The organism is Streptomyces vietnamensis (assembly GCF_000830005.1).
Lineage (GTDB): Bacteria > Actinomycetota > Actinomycetes > Streptomycetales > Streptomycetaceae > Streptomyces > Streptomyces vietnamensis.
The window spans coordinates 2,794,048-2,807,985 of sequence record NZ_CP010407.1 but is presented as its reverse complement, the minus strand read 5'-3'; the positions used below and the strand labels follow the sequence as shown (position 1 = coordinate 2,807,985).

The following is a 13,938-nucleotide window of genomic DNA, read 5'->3' as shown; positions in this document are numbered from 1 at the left end:
CGCAGCCGTCAATGGCGCCCACTCATCCCTCAGGAGGGGGCACACACATGGCACTCACCCGATCCCGGGCGGCGGCCCGAAGACGGCGCTGGACCGCCGTCCTCGGCGCCACCGCCCTCGCGTTCGCCGGCGGCGCGCTCGCCGCCCCGGCCGGCGCGGCGACCACCTCGCAGGCGGTGGACTTCCAGACCCGCTGCGTCCCGCCGCCGATCGCCAACATCCCGCCCATCGAGGGCACCACCACCGCCCAGATCACGGTGGACAAGCCCAGCCCCAAGGTCGGCGAGACCGTGACCGTCACCTACACGGTCACCAAGCCCGCCGCGTCCAACCCCGTCGACCTCGCGCTCCCGGCCGACATCATGACGCCCACCGGAAAGGTGGTCCTCGGCGGCGCCCAGAGCGGCACGGTCACCGTCACCGGCCCCAAGAAGAACCCGCCGGTCCCCGGCAAGGGCTCCTTCCCGGCCTTCTCCATGACGGGCACCTTCACCGCCACCGAGGCCGGCTCGATCACCCTCTCGCCCGGCGACTACAACATCCACACCAGCTACCTCATGGAGCTGGACACCCCCTGTACGGTGCTCAACCCGCCCGCCCCGGTCTCCGAGACGGTCGTCGCGAGCCCCGCCACCCACCCCAACACCCGCGCGCTCCAGCTCGACAACGCCTCCGGCGACCCGGGCGTCCGCGTCACCGTCACCGGCTCCAAGTTCACCCCGCTCACCGAGGTCACCGTCGTCGGCCGCGCCGGAGCGGCGGAGACCGCCGACAAGATGACCGTCACGACCGACAGCGAGGGCGGCTTCGCCGCGCGCCTGAAGGTCAACGACCCGGCGACCACCGGGATCGTGGCGTACGAGGGCGCGGCCTGGGACCCGGAGAAGGGCGCGGGCCCCGTCGCGTACAAGGTGATCGTGCCGGCGCCGCCGAACAGCCAGACGATCACGGCGGCCGTCACCCCCGGTGAGCTGTCCATGACCCAGGCCGGGGACGCCGTCCAGCTGTCCTCCGTCGACTTCGGCGCGGGCGGCGCGGCCAAGGGCGCCCTCCAGACGGTGACCGTCAAGGACTTCCGCGGCGGCCCCGCCGGCTGGTCCCTGACCGGCAAGGTCACCGACTTCACCGGCCCCGGCGGCGCCATCGGCGCCGGGAACCTGTCCTGGACCCCCGCCTGCACCGCCAAGGCGGGCAGCCCCAGCGCCTGCGCCGCAGGCTCGGCGGGACCGGTCGGCAGCGGCGGCGCGACCCTCGCCTCCACCCCGAACGGCACCCTCACGGGCGGCGAGTTCACCGTCGACGCGCAGCTCTCCCTCGACGTCCCGGCGTTCACCGCGCCCGGCTCGTACGCGGGCGTGCTCACGCTGACCCTGTCCTGACCGCTCGCGGGCCGGGCGCGCACCCGGCCGGCCCGCTCCGATCCGCACCCCGGGGGTCCGCACCCGTGCGCACGAAGCCGTACGTCCTCCTCCTGAGCACGCTCCTCGTGCTGCTCGGCCTCGCGCCGGGCGCCCAGGCCGCCGAGAACGGCGAGTGGGCCGTCTACCCGGCCGCCTCGAAGCTCGGCGGCCGCCCGTACTTCTACCTCTCCGCCGATCCCGGCAGCACGCTCACCGACCGCGTCACCGTCGCCAACAAGACCGCCGCCCCGCTCACCTTCCGGCTGTACGGCGCCGACGCCTACAACACCGACCGCGACGGCGGCTTCGCCGTCCGCACCCAGCGGGAGAAGCAGACCGGCGCCGGCGCCTGGATCAAGCCCGAGCGGACCCGGATCACCGTCCCGGCCCGCTCCGCCGTCACGGTCCCCTACACCCTGACCGTCCCCGCCGACGCCGACCCCGGCGACCACCCGGGAGCCCTCGTCGCCCTCGACGAGCGGATCGCCCCGGGGGCGAAGGGCTCCGTCGCCGTCGGCGTGCAGCGCGCGGTCGGCGCCCGCGTCTACCTCCGGGTCAACGGGCCGACCGTCCCCGCCCTCGCCGTCGAGGACCTCGCCCTCGACCAGGACCGGCCGCTCGTCCCCGGCACCCGCACGAGCAGCGCCCTCGTCTCGTACACCCTGCACAACCTGGGCAACGTCACCCTCAACCCCAAGGTCGTCCTGAAGGCCCGGGGCCTCTTCGGCCGCACCCTCCTGGACCGCGACCTCGTCGGGGTCCCGGCCGAGCTGCTGCCCCGGCAGAAGATCCGGCTCACCGAGCGCTGGACCGGCTCCCCGCAGCTCGACTGGGGCGACGTCACCCTCACCGCCACCGCGAAGGACGTGCAGGAGAGCGGCACCGTGTCCTTCCTGGCCCTGCCCTGGCTCGCCGCCGCGGTCCTCGTCACGGGCGGCGCGGCCGGGCTCTACGGCCTGCGGATACGGCGCCGCCGGGCACCGGTCGAGACCCCGGGCGAGGCCTGAGACCGCACTGAGTGCGTGACGCGGGCGCTCATCGGGGACAATGGCCCCCATGAGCGCTCGCAACCAAGAAACCGAAGCCGTCCACCGGGCCGGCTTCGCCTGCTTCGTCGGCCGCCCCAACGCGGGCAAGTCCACCCTCACGAACGCTCTGGTCGGCCAGAAGGTGGCCATCACCTCGAACCGGCCGCAGACCACCCGGCACACCGTCCGCGGCATCGTGCACCGCCCGGACGCGCAGCTGATCCTGGTCGACACCCCCGGCCTCCACAAGCCGCGCACCCTCCTCGGCGAGCGGCTCAACGACGTCGTGCGCACCACCTGGGCCGAGGTCGACGTGATCGGCTTCTGCCTGCCCGCCGACCAGAAGCTCGGCCCCGGCGACCGCTTCATCGCCAAGGAGCTCGCCGGGATCAAGAAGACCCCGAAGGTCGCGATCATCACCAAGACCGACCTGGTCGACTCCAAGACCCTCGCCGAGCAGCTGATCGCGATCGACCAGCTCGGCAAGGAGCTCGGCTTCGAGTGGCAGCAGATCGTCCCGGTCTCGGCCGTCGGCGACAAGCAGGTCCAGCTCGTCGCCGACCTGCTCATCCCGCTCCTGCCGGAGTCCCCGCCGCTCTACCCGGAGGGCGACCTCACGGACGAGCCGGAGCAGGTCATGGTCGCGGAGCTGATCCGCGAGGCCGCGCTCGAAGGCGTACGGGACGAGCTGCCGCACTCGATCGCGGTGGTCGTCGAGGAGATGATCCCGCGCGAGAACCGCCCGGCGGACCGGCCGCTGCTCGACATCCACGCGAACGTGTACATCGAGCGCCCCAGCCAGAAGGGCATCATCATCGGCCCGAAGGGCAGCCGCCTCAAGGAGGTCGGCATGAAGTCCCGCAAGCACATCGAGGCCCTCCTCGGCACCCCGGTCTTCCTCGACCTCCACGTGAAGGTCGCGAAGGACTGGCAGCGGGATCCCAAGCAGCTCCGCAAGCTCGGGTTCTAGGGCAACCCGCCACCGTCCGGCCGGAGGCCGGCGCAGCCGTGCGAAGCCCGCGAGGCCCCAGGGGCCTCGCGGTGCGAGGACGGCAGTGAAGAGGGGGCCCAAGCAGCTGCGGAAGCTCGGGTTCTAGTTCCGGTTTTTCCGGGCGGCGTCCGGGGACGCGTGCCAGCATGGCGCCGTGACAAAGATCGTCAAGGGGGGAAACCTGCCGGTCCCCGGGCAGGTGTGGCGGATCGCGGTCGTCCGGCGGGCCGCCGGTGACGGGGTGCCGGAGGTCGACGCCTCGGCCCTGCTGCTCGACGCCGACGGCCGGGTCAGGGGCGACGGCGACCTGGTCTTCTACAACCAGCCCGCGCACACGTCCGGCGCGGTGCGCCTGCTCGGGCAGGTACGGGACGAGGAGCAGCGGGTCGCCGACTGGCTGGAGATCGACACCGCGCGCGTGGAGCCCGCCGTCCGGCGCATCGTGATCACCGCCTCCAGCGAGGACGGGACGTTCGGCGAGGTGCCGGGCCTGCACATACGGACGACCAGCGCCGCCACCGGCGAGCAGCTGGCGCTGTACGAGGTCGACGACGCGAGCACCGAGACGGCGTTCCTCCTCGGCGAGTTCTACCGGCGCGACGGCGGGTGGAAGTTCCGCGCGGTCGGCCAGGGATACGCCTCCGGCCTCGTCGGCCTCGCCGAGGACTTCGGCATCGTGGGCAGGGACCCGGAACCCGCCCCCGGGGACGAGCCCGCCCCCGAAGACGAGCCCGCCTCCGTCGGCGCCCCGCCCGAGGCCATTCCAGAGGAGCTCCTGGCCAAGGTCCGGGAGGCCGAGGCCGGGGCCGCCGCCCCGGCACGGGCCCGGGTCCCTGCTCAGAGGCCCGCGCGCGTCGGCCCGCAGTCGGACATCGAGCTCTTCGGCGAGGACTTCCCGGAATTCGTCCGCAGCGGCAAGGGCACCACGACCATCACCGTCGACGTGCCGATCCCGGCCGGCTACGTCCTGGTCGACTCCACCCGGAAGGGTGACGGCTACTTCGGAGTGGACAGCCTCGATGAAAAGGGCGAGTGCGACGTCCTGCTCGCGAACACGACCCTGGAGGACCACGAGGGCCGCGGGCTGCTGCGGCACGACGGCCGGAACCCGCTGCGCCTGCGTGTGAACGCCTACGGCAGCGAGTGGACGGTCGCCGTTCGTCCGGTGAGCACCGTGGAGGAGCTCGGCCGCAGCGCCCGGGGGCGGGGAGGCGACGTGCTGCTGTACACGGGTCCGGCCGCCCAGCTCTCCTCCCGGCTCCGCACGGGGTTCGGCCACGCCTATTTCCACGTGCAGGGGCAGGAGCCGGAGGGCCGCGACCACCTGCTGGCCAACGTGGCGAGCAGGTGGCCCAGGGACTCGCGGCCGCTGCCCGAGGGGCCCCTGCTCGTGCAGGTCAAGAGCGCCGAGGGCGAGTGGTCCCTGGAGGTCCGGCCGCCGAAGGAGAACAGGTTCTGGCGCCGCGCCCCCCGCTAGGGCCTACGCGCCTTCCTTGAGGACCCTCGTCACGAGGGTCCTCTGAGCGTCCGTGAGGCGCGGGTCGCGGCAGTGGACCGTGCGGCCGTCGACGGTGATCTCGTACGAGAAGCCGTCCGGCACGCCCCGGTCGCCACCGCCGCCGTCCCCGTCCGCGAGGACGGCGGCGGACAGGGACTCCCACTCGGGTCCCGAGACGTCCACCTCCGCCGACCGCTCGATGCCCGCGAAACCGCCCGTGCGCCGCACTCGAATCCGCATGGGCCCTGTCTACCGCAGAACCGGCCGGCTCACGAGGTCGGTACGCCGACCCGCGCCCAGGCGTCGAGCACGGCCGCGGCCTCCTCGCCCTCGCCGAAGAGCTGCCGGGCCGCCGCCACCGTCGCCCGCGCGAACTCGGAGAACCGGGCCTCCTCGGTCAGGGTGCCGCCGGTCATCACCTCGTACCAGATCCGGCCGGCCCGCTCCCAGGCGTGGTTGCCGAGCGCGGTGGCCGCCAGGTAGAAGGCGTGGTTCGGGATGCCGGAGTTGATGTGCACACCGCCGTTGTCGGAGTTGGTGCGCACGTAGTCGTCCATGTGGGCGGGCTGGGGGTCCTTGCCGAGGACGTCGTCGTCGTACGCCGTGCCCGGGGCCTTCATGGAGCGCAGCGCCTCGCCGCTGACGGAGGGGGCGAGCAGCCCGGCCCCGATGAGCCAGTCGGCCTGGTCCGCGGTCTGGCCGAGGGCGTGCTGCTTCACGAGGGAGCCGAAGACGTCGGACACGGACTCGTTGAGCGCGCCGGCCTGCCCGTAGTACGCGAGGTTCGCCGTGTGCTGGGTGAAGCCGTGGGCCAGCTCGTGGCCGATGACGTCGACCGGCAGGGTGAAGTCGAGGAACAGTTCGCCGTCGCCGTCGCCGAACACCATCTGCTCGCCGTTCCAGAAGGCGTTGTCGTACTTCTCGTCGTAGTGGACGGTGGCGAGGAGCGGCAGCCCCACGCCGTCGATCGAGTCGCGGCCGTAGACCTCGTGGAAGAGGTCGAAGGTGGCGCCGAGCCCGCTGTAGGCGCGGTTGGCCGTGCCGTCGGCGAGCGTCGGCTCTCCCTCGGCGCGCACCTGGTGGCCGGGCAGCTGGGTGCCGTTCTTGGCGTCGTAGATCGTGCGCCGGGGCTTTCCGGTGCCCGGTTCCGCCGGGCCCGAGGCGGGCCGGACGGTCCGGGCCTCGCGATGGCCGAGGTCCACCGCGAGGGTGCGCCGGGCGGCCTCGGCGACGGCGGGGTCCGCGGACCGGGCGAGGCGGTCCAGGACGTGCGGGGGGACGATCGAGCAGAAGACAGGCGTGTGGGCAGTCATCCTTGCAATGTGGCACTGCGTGATGCCGCTGTCACGGGCTGGGACGAGGATTGGCGAAATGGAGTGATGGGTCACCTTTCGCCCTTGACGCGGGCACCGTCCCGCATACTGAAACAGGACGTCCGCCTCTCTCGGACCTGGGCTATGGTGACGCACATCATGCGTTTCGGGCTGCTTCTCCTTAGCTGCCGCGGCGAGGGCCTGTAGTCGTAGGCCGACCCCCTCCCCGCGGGTTTTGGTGCTGCGTTCGACAGTCGGCCGTCCTTCTTGCTGGACCCGAGGAGCCCTACGCAATGTCTCAGTCGCCTTTCGTCAGCCGCCCGACGCCCATCACCAACGCGACCCACACGCAGCAGCCGTCCGGGATGCCGATCCACAAGTACGGCCAGTACGAGGCCGTGAACATCCCCGACCGGACCTGGCCCGAGAAGCGCATCACCAAGGCGCCCCGCTGGCTGTCCACGGACCTGCGCGACGGCAACCAGGCCCTGATCGACCCGATGTCCCCGGCCCGCAAGCGCGAGATGTTCGACCTGCTCGTACGCATGGGCTACAAGGAGATCGAGGTCGGCTTCCCGTCCTCCGGCGAGACCGACTTCGCGTTCGTGCGCTCCATCATCGAAGAGGGCGCGATCCCGGACGACGTCACCATCTCCGTCCTGACCCAGGCCCGCGAGGACCTGATCGAGCGGACCGTGGAGTCCCTGAAGGGCGCCAAGCGCGCCACGGTCCACCTGTACAACGCCACCGCGCCCACCTTCCGCCGGGTCGTCTTCCGCGGCTCGAAGGAGCAGATCAAGCAGATCGCCGTGGACGGCACCCGTCTGGTGATGGAGTACGCGGAGAAGCTGCTGGGCCCGGAGACCACCTTCGGCTACCAGTACAGCCCCGAGATCTTCACCGACACCGAGCTGGACTTCGCCCTGGAGGTCTGCGAGGCGGTCTGTGACGTGTGGCAGCCCGGCCCGGGCCGCGAGATCATCCTCAACCTGCCCGCCACCGTGGAGCGTTCGACGCCGTCGACGCACGCGGACCGGTTCGAGTGGATGTCCCGGAACCTGACCCGCCGCGAGCACATCTGCGTCTCCGTCCACCCGCACAACGACCGCGGCACGGCCGTGGCGGCGGCGGAGCTGGCGATCATGGCCGGCGCCGACCGCATCGAGGGCTGCCTGTTCGGGCAGGGCGAGCGGACCGGCAACGTCGACCTGGTGACGCTGGGCATGAACCTGTTCTCGCAGGGCGTCGACCCGCAGATCGACTTCTCCCAGATCGACGAGATCCGCCGCACCTCCGAGTACTGCAACCAGATGGAGGTCCACCCGCGCCACCCCTACGCGGGCGACCTGGTCTACACCGCCTTCTCCGGCTCCCACCAGGACGCCATCAAGAAGGGCTTCGACGCCATGGAGGCCGACGCGGCCGCCCAGGGCAAGACCGTCGACGAGATCGAGTGGGCCGTCCCGTACCTGCCGATCGACCCGAAGGACGTCGGCCGCTCCTACGAGGCCGTCATCCGGGTCAACTCGCAGTCCGGCAAGGGCGGCATCGCGTACGTCCTGAAGAACGACCACAAGCTGGACCTGCCCCGCCGGATGCAGATCGAGTTCTCGAAGATCATCCAGCAGAAGACCGACAGCGAGGGCGGCGAGGTCACGCCGGCCGCGATCTGGGCCGTCTTCCAGGACGAGTACCTGCCCAACCCGGACAACGCCTGGGGCCGCATCCAGCTGCGTTCCGGCCAGACGACCTCCGACACCGACGGCACGGACACGCTGACCGTCGAGGCGGTCGTGGACGGCGTCGACACCGTCCTGACGGGCTCCGGCAACGGTCCGATCTCCGCCTTCTTCGCCGCGCTGCAGTCCATCGGCGTCGACGCCCGCCTGCTGGACTACCAGGAGCACACGATGAGCGAGGGCGCCTCCGCGCAGGCCGCCTCGTACATCGAGTGCGCCATCGACGGCAAGGTCCTGTGGGGCATCGGCATCGACGCCAACACGACCCGCGCCTCCCTGAAGGCGGTCATCTCGGCGGTCAACCGCTCCGCGCGCTGACCTCACGCCCGCACGGCGCCCCGTCCCCTCCGCGAGGGGGCGGGGCGCCGTCGTGTGTGAGCTGCGTCACGGTTTCAGGCTCGCTTAAGGAAGATCATGGCGACATGCCGGAATCCGCGCCCTATGAGGTGAGTTGACGGCACATCACGGCCTGGCAGATGGTACGGACCATCCCTCCCGGGACCCCCCACGCCTCCCCTCTCCGTACTCCCTGACCTGGAGTTCCGCATGCGCACGTCCGCTGCCGTGGCCGCCGTCCTCGCGGTGACCGGTGCCGCCCTCACCTGGGCCCCCGCCGCTTCCGCCACCACCGCGGAGTGCGTGCCGCATCCGCTCGGCACGGCCGGCCTGTACGCCGAGTTCGTCGAGAAGGACTCCGTCCGCCACTCCGACTCCGAGGGCGCGGTCGCGGTCGGCGGCGACGCCACCTTCGGCGCACCGGGCGGCTCCGGCTTCTCCGTCGGCTCCCGCCTCTCCGACACCGACCTCGCGAAGCTGCCCGGCGGGCACAGCCTGATCGTCGGCGGCACCCTCAAGGCCAGCGGCGTGGTCCTGGTGAAGGGGTCCGGCATCGCCGGCGAGGTCGTGGACAACTCCCGGGGCGAGACCTTCGACGTCGACGGCGACAAGGTCGCCACCGGGCCCTCCCCGATCGACTTCGGCAAGGAGTTCACCGGGCTGCGCAAGCTCTCCGCCGACTGGGCGGGCGTGCGGCCCAACGGCGAGACGGCCGCCGACGGACGGAGCCTCTACCTCACCGGCACCGACGCGAAGCTGAACGTCTTCGCCGTGAGCGGCGCCGACCTGGAGAAGGCCGGCGAGATCTACCTCAAGGTCCCGGTGGGCTCCTCCACCCTCGTGAACGTCATCGGTACCTCGTACGACATGGCCGCCAAGCCCACCTCCGGCGTCTGGATCTCCGAGGGCGGCGACTACGTCCAGGACGACTACGACCGGCACACCGACGGCCACAAGAGCATCCGCTCCAAGCTGCTGTGGAACTTCCCGCAGGCCGAGACCGTCAAGAAGAACTCCTCCGCCTGGCCCGGAGCGATCCTCGCGCCCAACGCCGCCGTCACCATGACCAGCGGACACATCAACGGCTCCGTCATCGCCGAGTCGCTGGACACCGCCTCCGGCTCCGAGACCCACCAGATGAACTTCACCGGCTGCCTTCCCGAGGTGACCACCCCGCAGCCGGTCGTCACCCCCGAGACGCCCAAGCCGACCGACACCCCCGCGCCCACCCCGAGCCAGGGCGGCGCGACCCCGGGCACCCCCGGGACCCCCTCGGCCTCCGCGTCCCCGTCCACGCCGGCCACCGCGGGCACTCCGGGCACCCCGGGCGAGGCCACCACCGCGCCCGCGACGGCCCCGGCCCCGGCTCCGTCCGCCACCCCGGAGGGTGATCTCGCGACGACCGGTTCGGCCATCGGTCCCGGCGCGATCGGGGCCGCCGTGGCCGCCGTCGCCGTCGGCGGAGGCTTCCTGGCCTTCGCGAAGCGCCGCCGCCGCACTTCCTGATCACACGAGAGCGGTGACGTGTCTCGGCCAAGTCGGCGGTGAACTCCTGACGGGGTGCTGACGCCACATCAAGGATGTGGCTAACATCACGCCAACGCCGGCAGTGCAGCCGGGCCGTTGAGGAGGTGCATGTGCGGTCTGCCCGGAATTCACGTGGTGGGAAAGTGGGCATCTGCGGAATCCGCACCTCCTGGAACACCGTCGGAGACGGCGAGTTCTTCTGCGAGGAGTGCGGGGGCGACCGCAACTACCGGCGGCGCACCGGCCGCCGCAGGTTCGCCGTCCTGGGCGTCCCCGTCCTGCCCCGGGGCTGTACCGGCCCCGTCGTCGAGTGCGCGGCCTGTCACACGCACTTCGGTACGGAGGTGCTCGACCACCCGACGACGAGCCGCTTCTCCGCGATGCTGCGGGACGCCGTGCACACCGTCGCCCTGGCCGTCCTCGCGGCCGGCGGCACCGAATCCCGCGAGGTCCTCGAACGGGCCGTCACCGCGGTCCGGTCCGCCGGCTACGCCGAGTGCACGGCCGTCCAGCTCGTCGACCTCGTCGAGGCCCTGGAGGCCGACACCGGGCGCTTCATGCCCGAGGTGAACCCCGAGGGCACGCTCCTCGCGATCGAGCTCCACGAAGCCCTGGAGCCGCTCACCCCGCACCTGGCGCCCGCCGGGCGGGAGTCGATCCTCCTCCAGGCCGCCCGGATCGCCCTCGCGGACGGCGCCTACAGCCCGGCCGAGACCGAGGTCCTCGGAACCGTCGGCAACGCGCTCGCGCTCGCCCCCGAGGACACGGTCCGCCTCCTCGCCTCGGCCCGCACGGTCCCGTAACCCTCGGCTGTCCGTCGAAGGCGGGCAGGTCGTACGACGGGTCCTCCCACAACGGGGCGGGCGCGGGCCCGTAGTGCCCGTCAGGCCAGGTCGTGGGCGTATGCCGTTGCCGCTGCTCGGGAGTTCACGGCCAGCTTCGCGAAGATGTTGTTCAGGTGCCGCGCCACCGTGTGCTCGCTGATCACCAGCGCCTGCGCGATGTCCTTGTTCGTGCCGCCCGAGGCGACCAGGCGGAGGACCTCCGCCTCGCGGGCCGTGAGCCCGCCCGTGAGCAGCGCCGCCGCCCGTCGCGCGTCCGGCACCGCCCCGAGGCGTTCGAACACCGCCCGTGCCGCGCCCAGCTCCAGGCGGGCCGCCTCCTCGTCGCCCACCGCCCGGTCGGCCGACGCGAGCAGCATCCGTACCTGCGCCGCCTCGTACGGCACCCGCAGCTCCAGCCAGCCGGCGAGCGCCCGGCGCAGCAGCCGCAGCGCGGGCTCCGGCCGGGTCTCCGCGAGGGCCACCGCACCCCGCGCCGTGTCGGCCATCGCCCGCAGCAGCGGTACGTCCCCGGCCAGGACCTCCAGTTCCGCCGCCGCGCCCGCCGCCCCCGGCACGTCGCGGACGGCGAGGGCCACCTCGGTGCGGGCGGCGAGCAGCCGGGCCCGGCCGAGGAGGTCGTGGCGGGGGTCGCTCTGGCAGGCGAGCGCCAGGTCGACGCCCGCCACCGCCGCCTCGGCCCGTCCCTGCGCGAGCCGCAGCAGCGCGAGGCCCGGCTGTGGGATCCGGCCCAGCTCGTGGGCGTGCGCGTACGAGGCGGCGGCCTCCGCCAGGCGGCCCTGGCGCCGCTGGACGTCCCCGGCGGCGTAGTACGCGGCGGCCGCCGACTCCAGGCAGTCCACCGGCACCTCCCGGCACGCGAGCCGCGCCTCCGACTCCGCGAGCTCCCACGCCCCGAGGAGGTCGAGCACCTCGACGCGGTACGCCCGGCAGGGGCCCCGGAAGGGGTTCTCGCCGGAGGGGACGGTGAGGGGGGTCTCCATGGGGAGCGTCTTCACAGGGAACGTCTCCACGGGGAGCGGGGCGGCGGCCTCGGCGGGCTCGGCCTCCGTCGGCCGGCCCGTCCACGGCGCAGCGCACCATTCCATCGCCGCGTTCGTCCACTCCACCGCCCGGGCGAAGTCCGCCGCCTGCATGCACCGGGGCAGGGCCAGGCAGTAAAGCCAGCCCGTGAACAGGCCGCTCAGTTCGCCCGCCGAGACCGCGCACATCGCGTCGTCGAGGAGCGCGAGGGCCTCGGCGCGGTGGCCGTCGGCGAGGAGGACGGAGGCCTGGGCGTGGCGGCTCAGGGCCAGCAGGTCCGGGCTGCCGGAGCGGACGGCGAGCCGGGTCATGCGCCGGGCCGCGGCGAGGGCCGCCGCGCTGTCGCCGCGGGCCGACGCCTCCTCCGCCTCGCTCCACGCGAGGAAGCACTGCTCCGGGCAGGGCGGCTCGTCGTCCAGGTGATGGTGGGCCCGGTGCAGCCAGTCGGCCGCCGCCGCGGGCCGCCCGAGGCCCTCGTACTCGTACGACAGCCACCAGGAGGCAAGGCCCGCGCCCCGGTGGTCGCCGCCCGCCACGTACGCCGCGTGCGCCCGCAGCCGGGCCGCGACGGACTCGTCGACGTGGCCCGCCCACCAGGACGCGTCGGCCAGGGTCATCAGGTCGTCGGCGGTCAGCGCGCGGGAGGGGTGCGCGTCGTGGGCGTGCAGCAGTTCGTACGCCTCGGCCCAGGACTCCCGCGCCGCCGCGGTCCTCGCCCGCGCGATCCCGTCGATCGTGGGTGCGGACATGGCCCTCACCTCTTCCGGGTCCTTTCCAGCGTAGGACCGGGAAGAGGTGAGGGCCCCGCGAGCCGCTAGCCGAGCGCGCCGCTGGCGCGCAGCATGTCCTCGCGCTCGACGATCTTCACGCGCTCGCGGCCCTGCGGCTCGCCGAGCGCCTTCTCGGCGGCGTCGAGGGCGTACCAGCCCTCCCACGTCGTGTACGTGACGCCCTTGCCCTCAAGGAAGGACACGACCGCGTCCTCCTCCGGGGTCTCCGGGGTGAGCAGGCGCCCGTTCGCGAAGTCGTCCAGGAGGTTCGCGACGGTCTCGTTGGCGTCGCCCTTGGTGTGGCCGATGAGGCCGACGGGGCCGCGCCGGATCCAGCCGGTGCAGTACGTGGAGGCCAGGTGCGCGCCGGTCTCCTCGATCACGCGGCCGCCCTCGTCCGGGATGGTGCCGGAGACGGCGTCCCAGGGGATCTTGGGCAGCTCGTCGGAGAGGTAGCCGACCGCGCGGTAGACCGCCTGGACGTCCCAGTCCGTGGTGGTGCCGGTGCCCTTGACGTTGCCCGTGCCGTCGAGCTCGGTGCGCTCCGTGCGCAGGCCGACGACCTGGCCGTCCTCGCCGAGGATCTCGACGGGGGACTCGAAGAAGTGCAGGAAGAGCTTGTGCGGGCGGTCGCCGACGTCGCGGATCGCCCAGTTCTCCAGGGTCTTGGCGACCATGTCGGTCTGCTTGTTCTTGCGGCGCTCGGCGATCGAGCCCTCGTCGTAGTCGATGTCCTCGGGGTTGACGATGACCTCGATGTTCGGCGAGTGGTCGAGCTCGCGCAGCTCCATCGGGCTGAACTTCGCCTGCGCCGGGCCGCGGCGGCCGAAGACGTGGATCTCGACGGCCTTGTTGGCCTTGAGGCCCTCGTAGACGTTCGCCGGGATCTCGGTCGGGAGCAGCTCGTCCGCCGTCTTGGCGAGGATGCGCGCGATGTCGAGCGCCACGTTGCCGACGCCGAGGACGGCGACCTTCTCGGCCTTCAGGGGCCAGGTGCGCGGCACGTCCGGGTGGCCGTCGTACCAGGACGCGAAGTCGGCGGCGCCGTACGAGCCGTCCAGCTCCACGCCGGGGATCTTCAGCTCGCGGTCGAACATGGCGCCGGTGGAGAAGATCACCGCGTCGTAGAAGGAGCGCAGGTCGTCGAGGTGGACGTCGGTGCCGTAGTTCACGTTGCCGAAGAGGCGGACCTGCGGCTTGTCGAGGACCTGGTGGAGGGCGGTGATGATGCCCTTGATGCGCGGGTGGTCGGGGGCGACGCCGTAGCGGATGAGGCCGAAGGGCGCGGGCATCCGCTCGAAGAGGTCGATCGACACGCCCGGCTCGGCGGCGGCCTCGGACTTCAGCAGCGCATCGGCGGCGTAGATTCCGGCGGGGCCGGCGCCGACGATCGCGACCCGGAGGGGGCGGGGCATGACTGGGTTCCCTTCGCAAGCGACGTGGCGGCGAAGCCGCCGACACTTAGGCCACC

Annotated in this window: 11 protein-coding genes; 7 read left to right on the top strand and 4 right to left on the bottom strand. The window is 72.6% G+C overall.

Annotated elements, in window-relative coordinates:
* Positions 1 to 47 precede the first annotated feature (47 nt).
* The 4 genes from SVTN_RS12535 (at position 48) to SVTN_RS12520 (ending at position 4,896) form a co-directional block, all read left to right on the top strand.
* Positions 48 to 1,379 carry a beta-xylosidase gene (locus SVTN_RS12535; RefSeq protein ID WP_041129166.1) on the top strand — a complete coding sequence of 444 codons (1,332 nt, stop codon included), beginning with the start codon at positions 48 to 50 and terminating at the stop codon, positions 1,377 to 1,379.
* A 65-nt stretch (positions 1,380 to 1,444) separates the two neighbouring features.
* Positions 1,445 to 2,407 (top strand): WxL protein peptidoglycan domain-containing protein, encoded by a 963-nt coding sequence (locus SVTN_RS12530; RefSeq protein ID WP_041129165.1) that lies wholly within the window; start codon positions 1,445 to 1,447, stop codon positions 2,405 to 2,407.
* A gap of 40 nt (positions 2,408 to 2,447) precedes the next feature.
* The gene (era, locus tag SVTN_RS12525) at positions 2,448 to 3,398 is read left to right on the top strand and encodes a GTPase Era (RefSeq protein WP_425428963.1); all 951 of its coding nucleotides are present in this window, start codon (positions 2,448 to 2,450) and stop codon (positions 3,396 to 3,398) included.
* 175 nt (positions 3,399 to 3,573) lie between these two features.
* Positions 3,574 to 4,896, top strand: a complete 1,323-nt coding sequence (locus SVTN_RS12520; RefSeq protein WP_052499082.1) for a TerD family protein — start codon at positions 3,574 to 3,576, stop codon at positions 4,894 to 4,896.
* Positions 4,897 to 4,899: 3 nt separating this feature from the next.
* Here the strand turns inward: SVTN_RS12520 and SVTN_RS12515 are convergent, their stop codons facing one another.
* Both SVTN_RS12515 and SVTN_RS12510 read right to left on the bottom strand, forming a co-directional pair.
* Positions 4,900 to 5,157 carry a protealysin inhibitor emfourin gene (locus tag SVTN_RS12515; protein ID WP_041129163.1) on the bottom strand — a complete coding sequence of 86 codons (258 nt, stop codon included), beginning with the start codon at positions 5,155 to 5,157 and terminating at the stop codon, positions 4,900 to 4,902.
* A 29-nt stretch (positions 5,158 to 5,186) separates the two neighbouring features.
* Positions 5,187 to 6,230 (bottom strand): M4 family metallopeptidase, encoded by a 1,044-nt coding sequence (locus SVTN_RS12510; protein WP_041129162.1) that lies wholly within the window; start codon positions 6,228 to 6,230, stop codon positions 5,187 to 5,189.
* 293 nt (positions 6,231 to 6,523) lie between these two features.
* On the opposite strand from SVTN_RS12510, the gene leuA reads away from it, so the two are divergent.
* The 3 genes from leuA (at position 6,524) to SVTN_RS12495 (ending at position 10,635) form a co-directional block, all read left to right on the top strand.
* Positions 6,524 to 8,287, top strand: a complete 1,764-nt coding sequence (gene leuA, locus SVTN_RS12505; RefSeq protein WP_041129161.1) for a 2-isopropylmalate synthase — start codon at positions 6,524 to 6,526, stop codon at positions 8,285 to 8,287.
* 228 nt (positions 8,288 to 8,515) lie between these two features.
* Positions 8,516 to 9,811, top strand: coding sequence for a choice-of-anchor A family protein (locus tag SVTN_RS12500; protein WP_041129160.1), 1,296 nt, complete (start codon positions 8,516 to 8,518; stop codon positions 9,809 to 9,811).
* Between the two features lie 131 nt (positions 9,812 to 9,942).
* Positions 9,943 to 10,635, top strand: a complete 693-nt coding sequence (locus tag SVTN_RS12495) for a TerB family tellurite resistance protein (RefSeq protein WP_041129159.1) — start codon at positions 9,943 to 9,945, stop codon at positions 10,633 to 10,635.
* A gap of 80 nt (positions 10,636 to 10,715) precedes the next feature.
* On the opposite strand, the gene SVTN_RS12490 is transcribed toward SVTN_RS12495, so the two are convergent.
* Positions 10,716 to 12,446: a helix-turn-helix domain-containing protein gene (locus tag SVTN_RS12490; RefSeq protein ID WP_041129158.1), complete on the bottom strand. Its 1,731-nt coding sequence runs from the start codon at positions 12,444 to 12,446 to the stop codon at positions 10,716 to 10,718.
* Positions 12,447 to 12,511: 65 nt separating this feature from the next.
* Entirely contained in the window at positions 12,512 to 13,882 is a 1,371-nt protein-coding gene (locus SVTN_RS12485; protein ID WP_041129157.1) for an FAD-dependent oxidoreductase, read from the bottom strand.
* Positions 13,883 to 13,938: the final 56 nt, after the last annotated feature.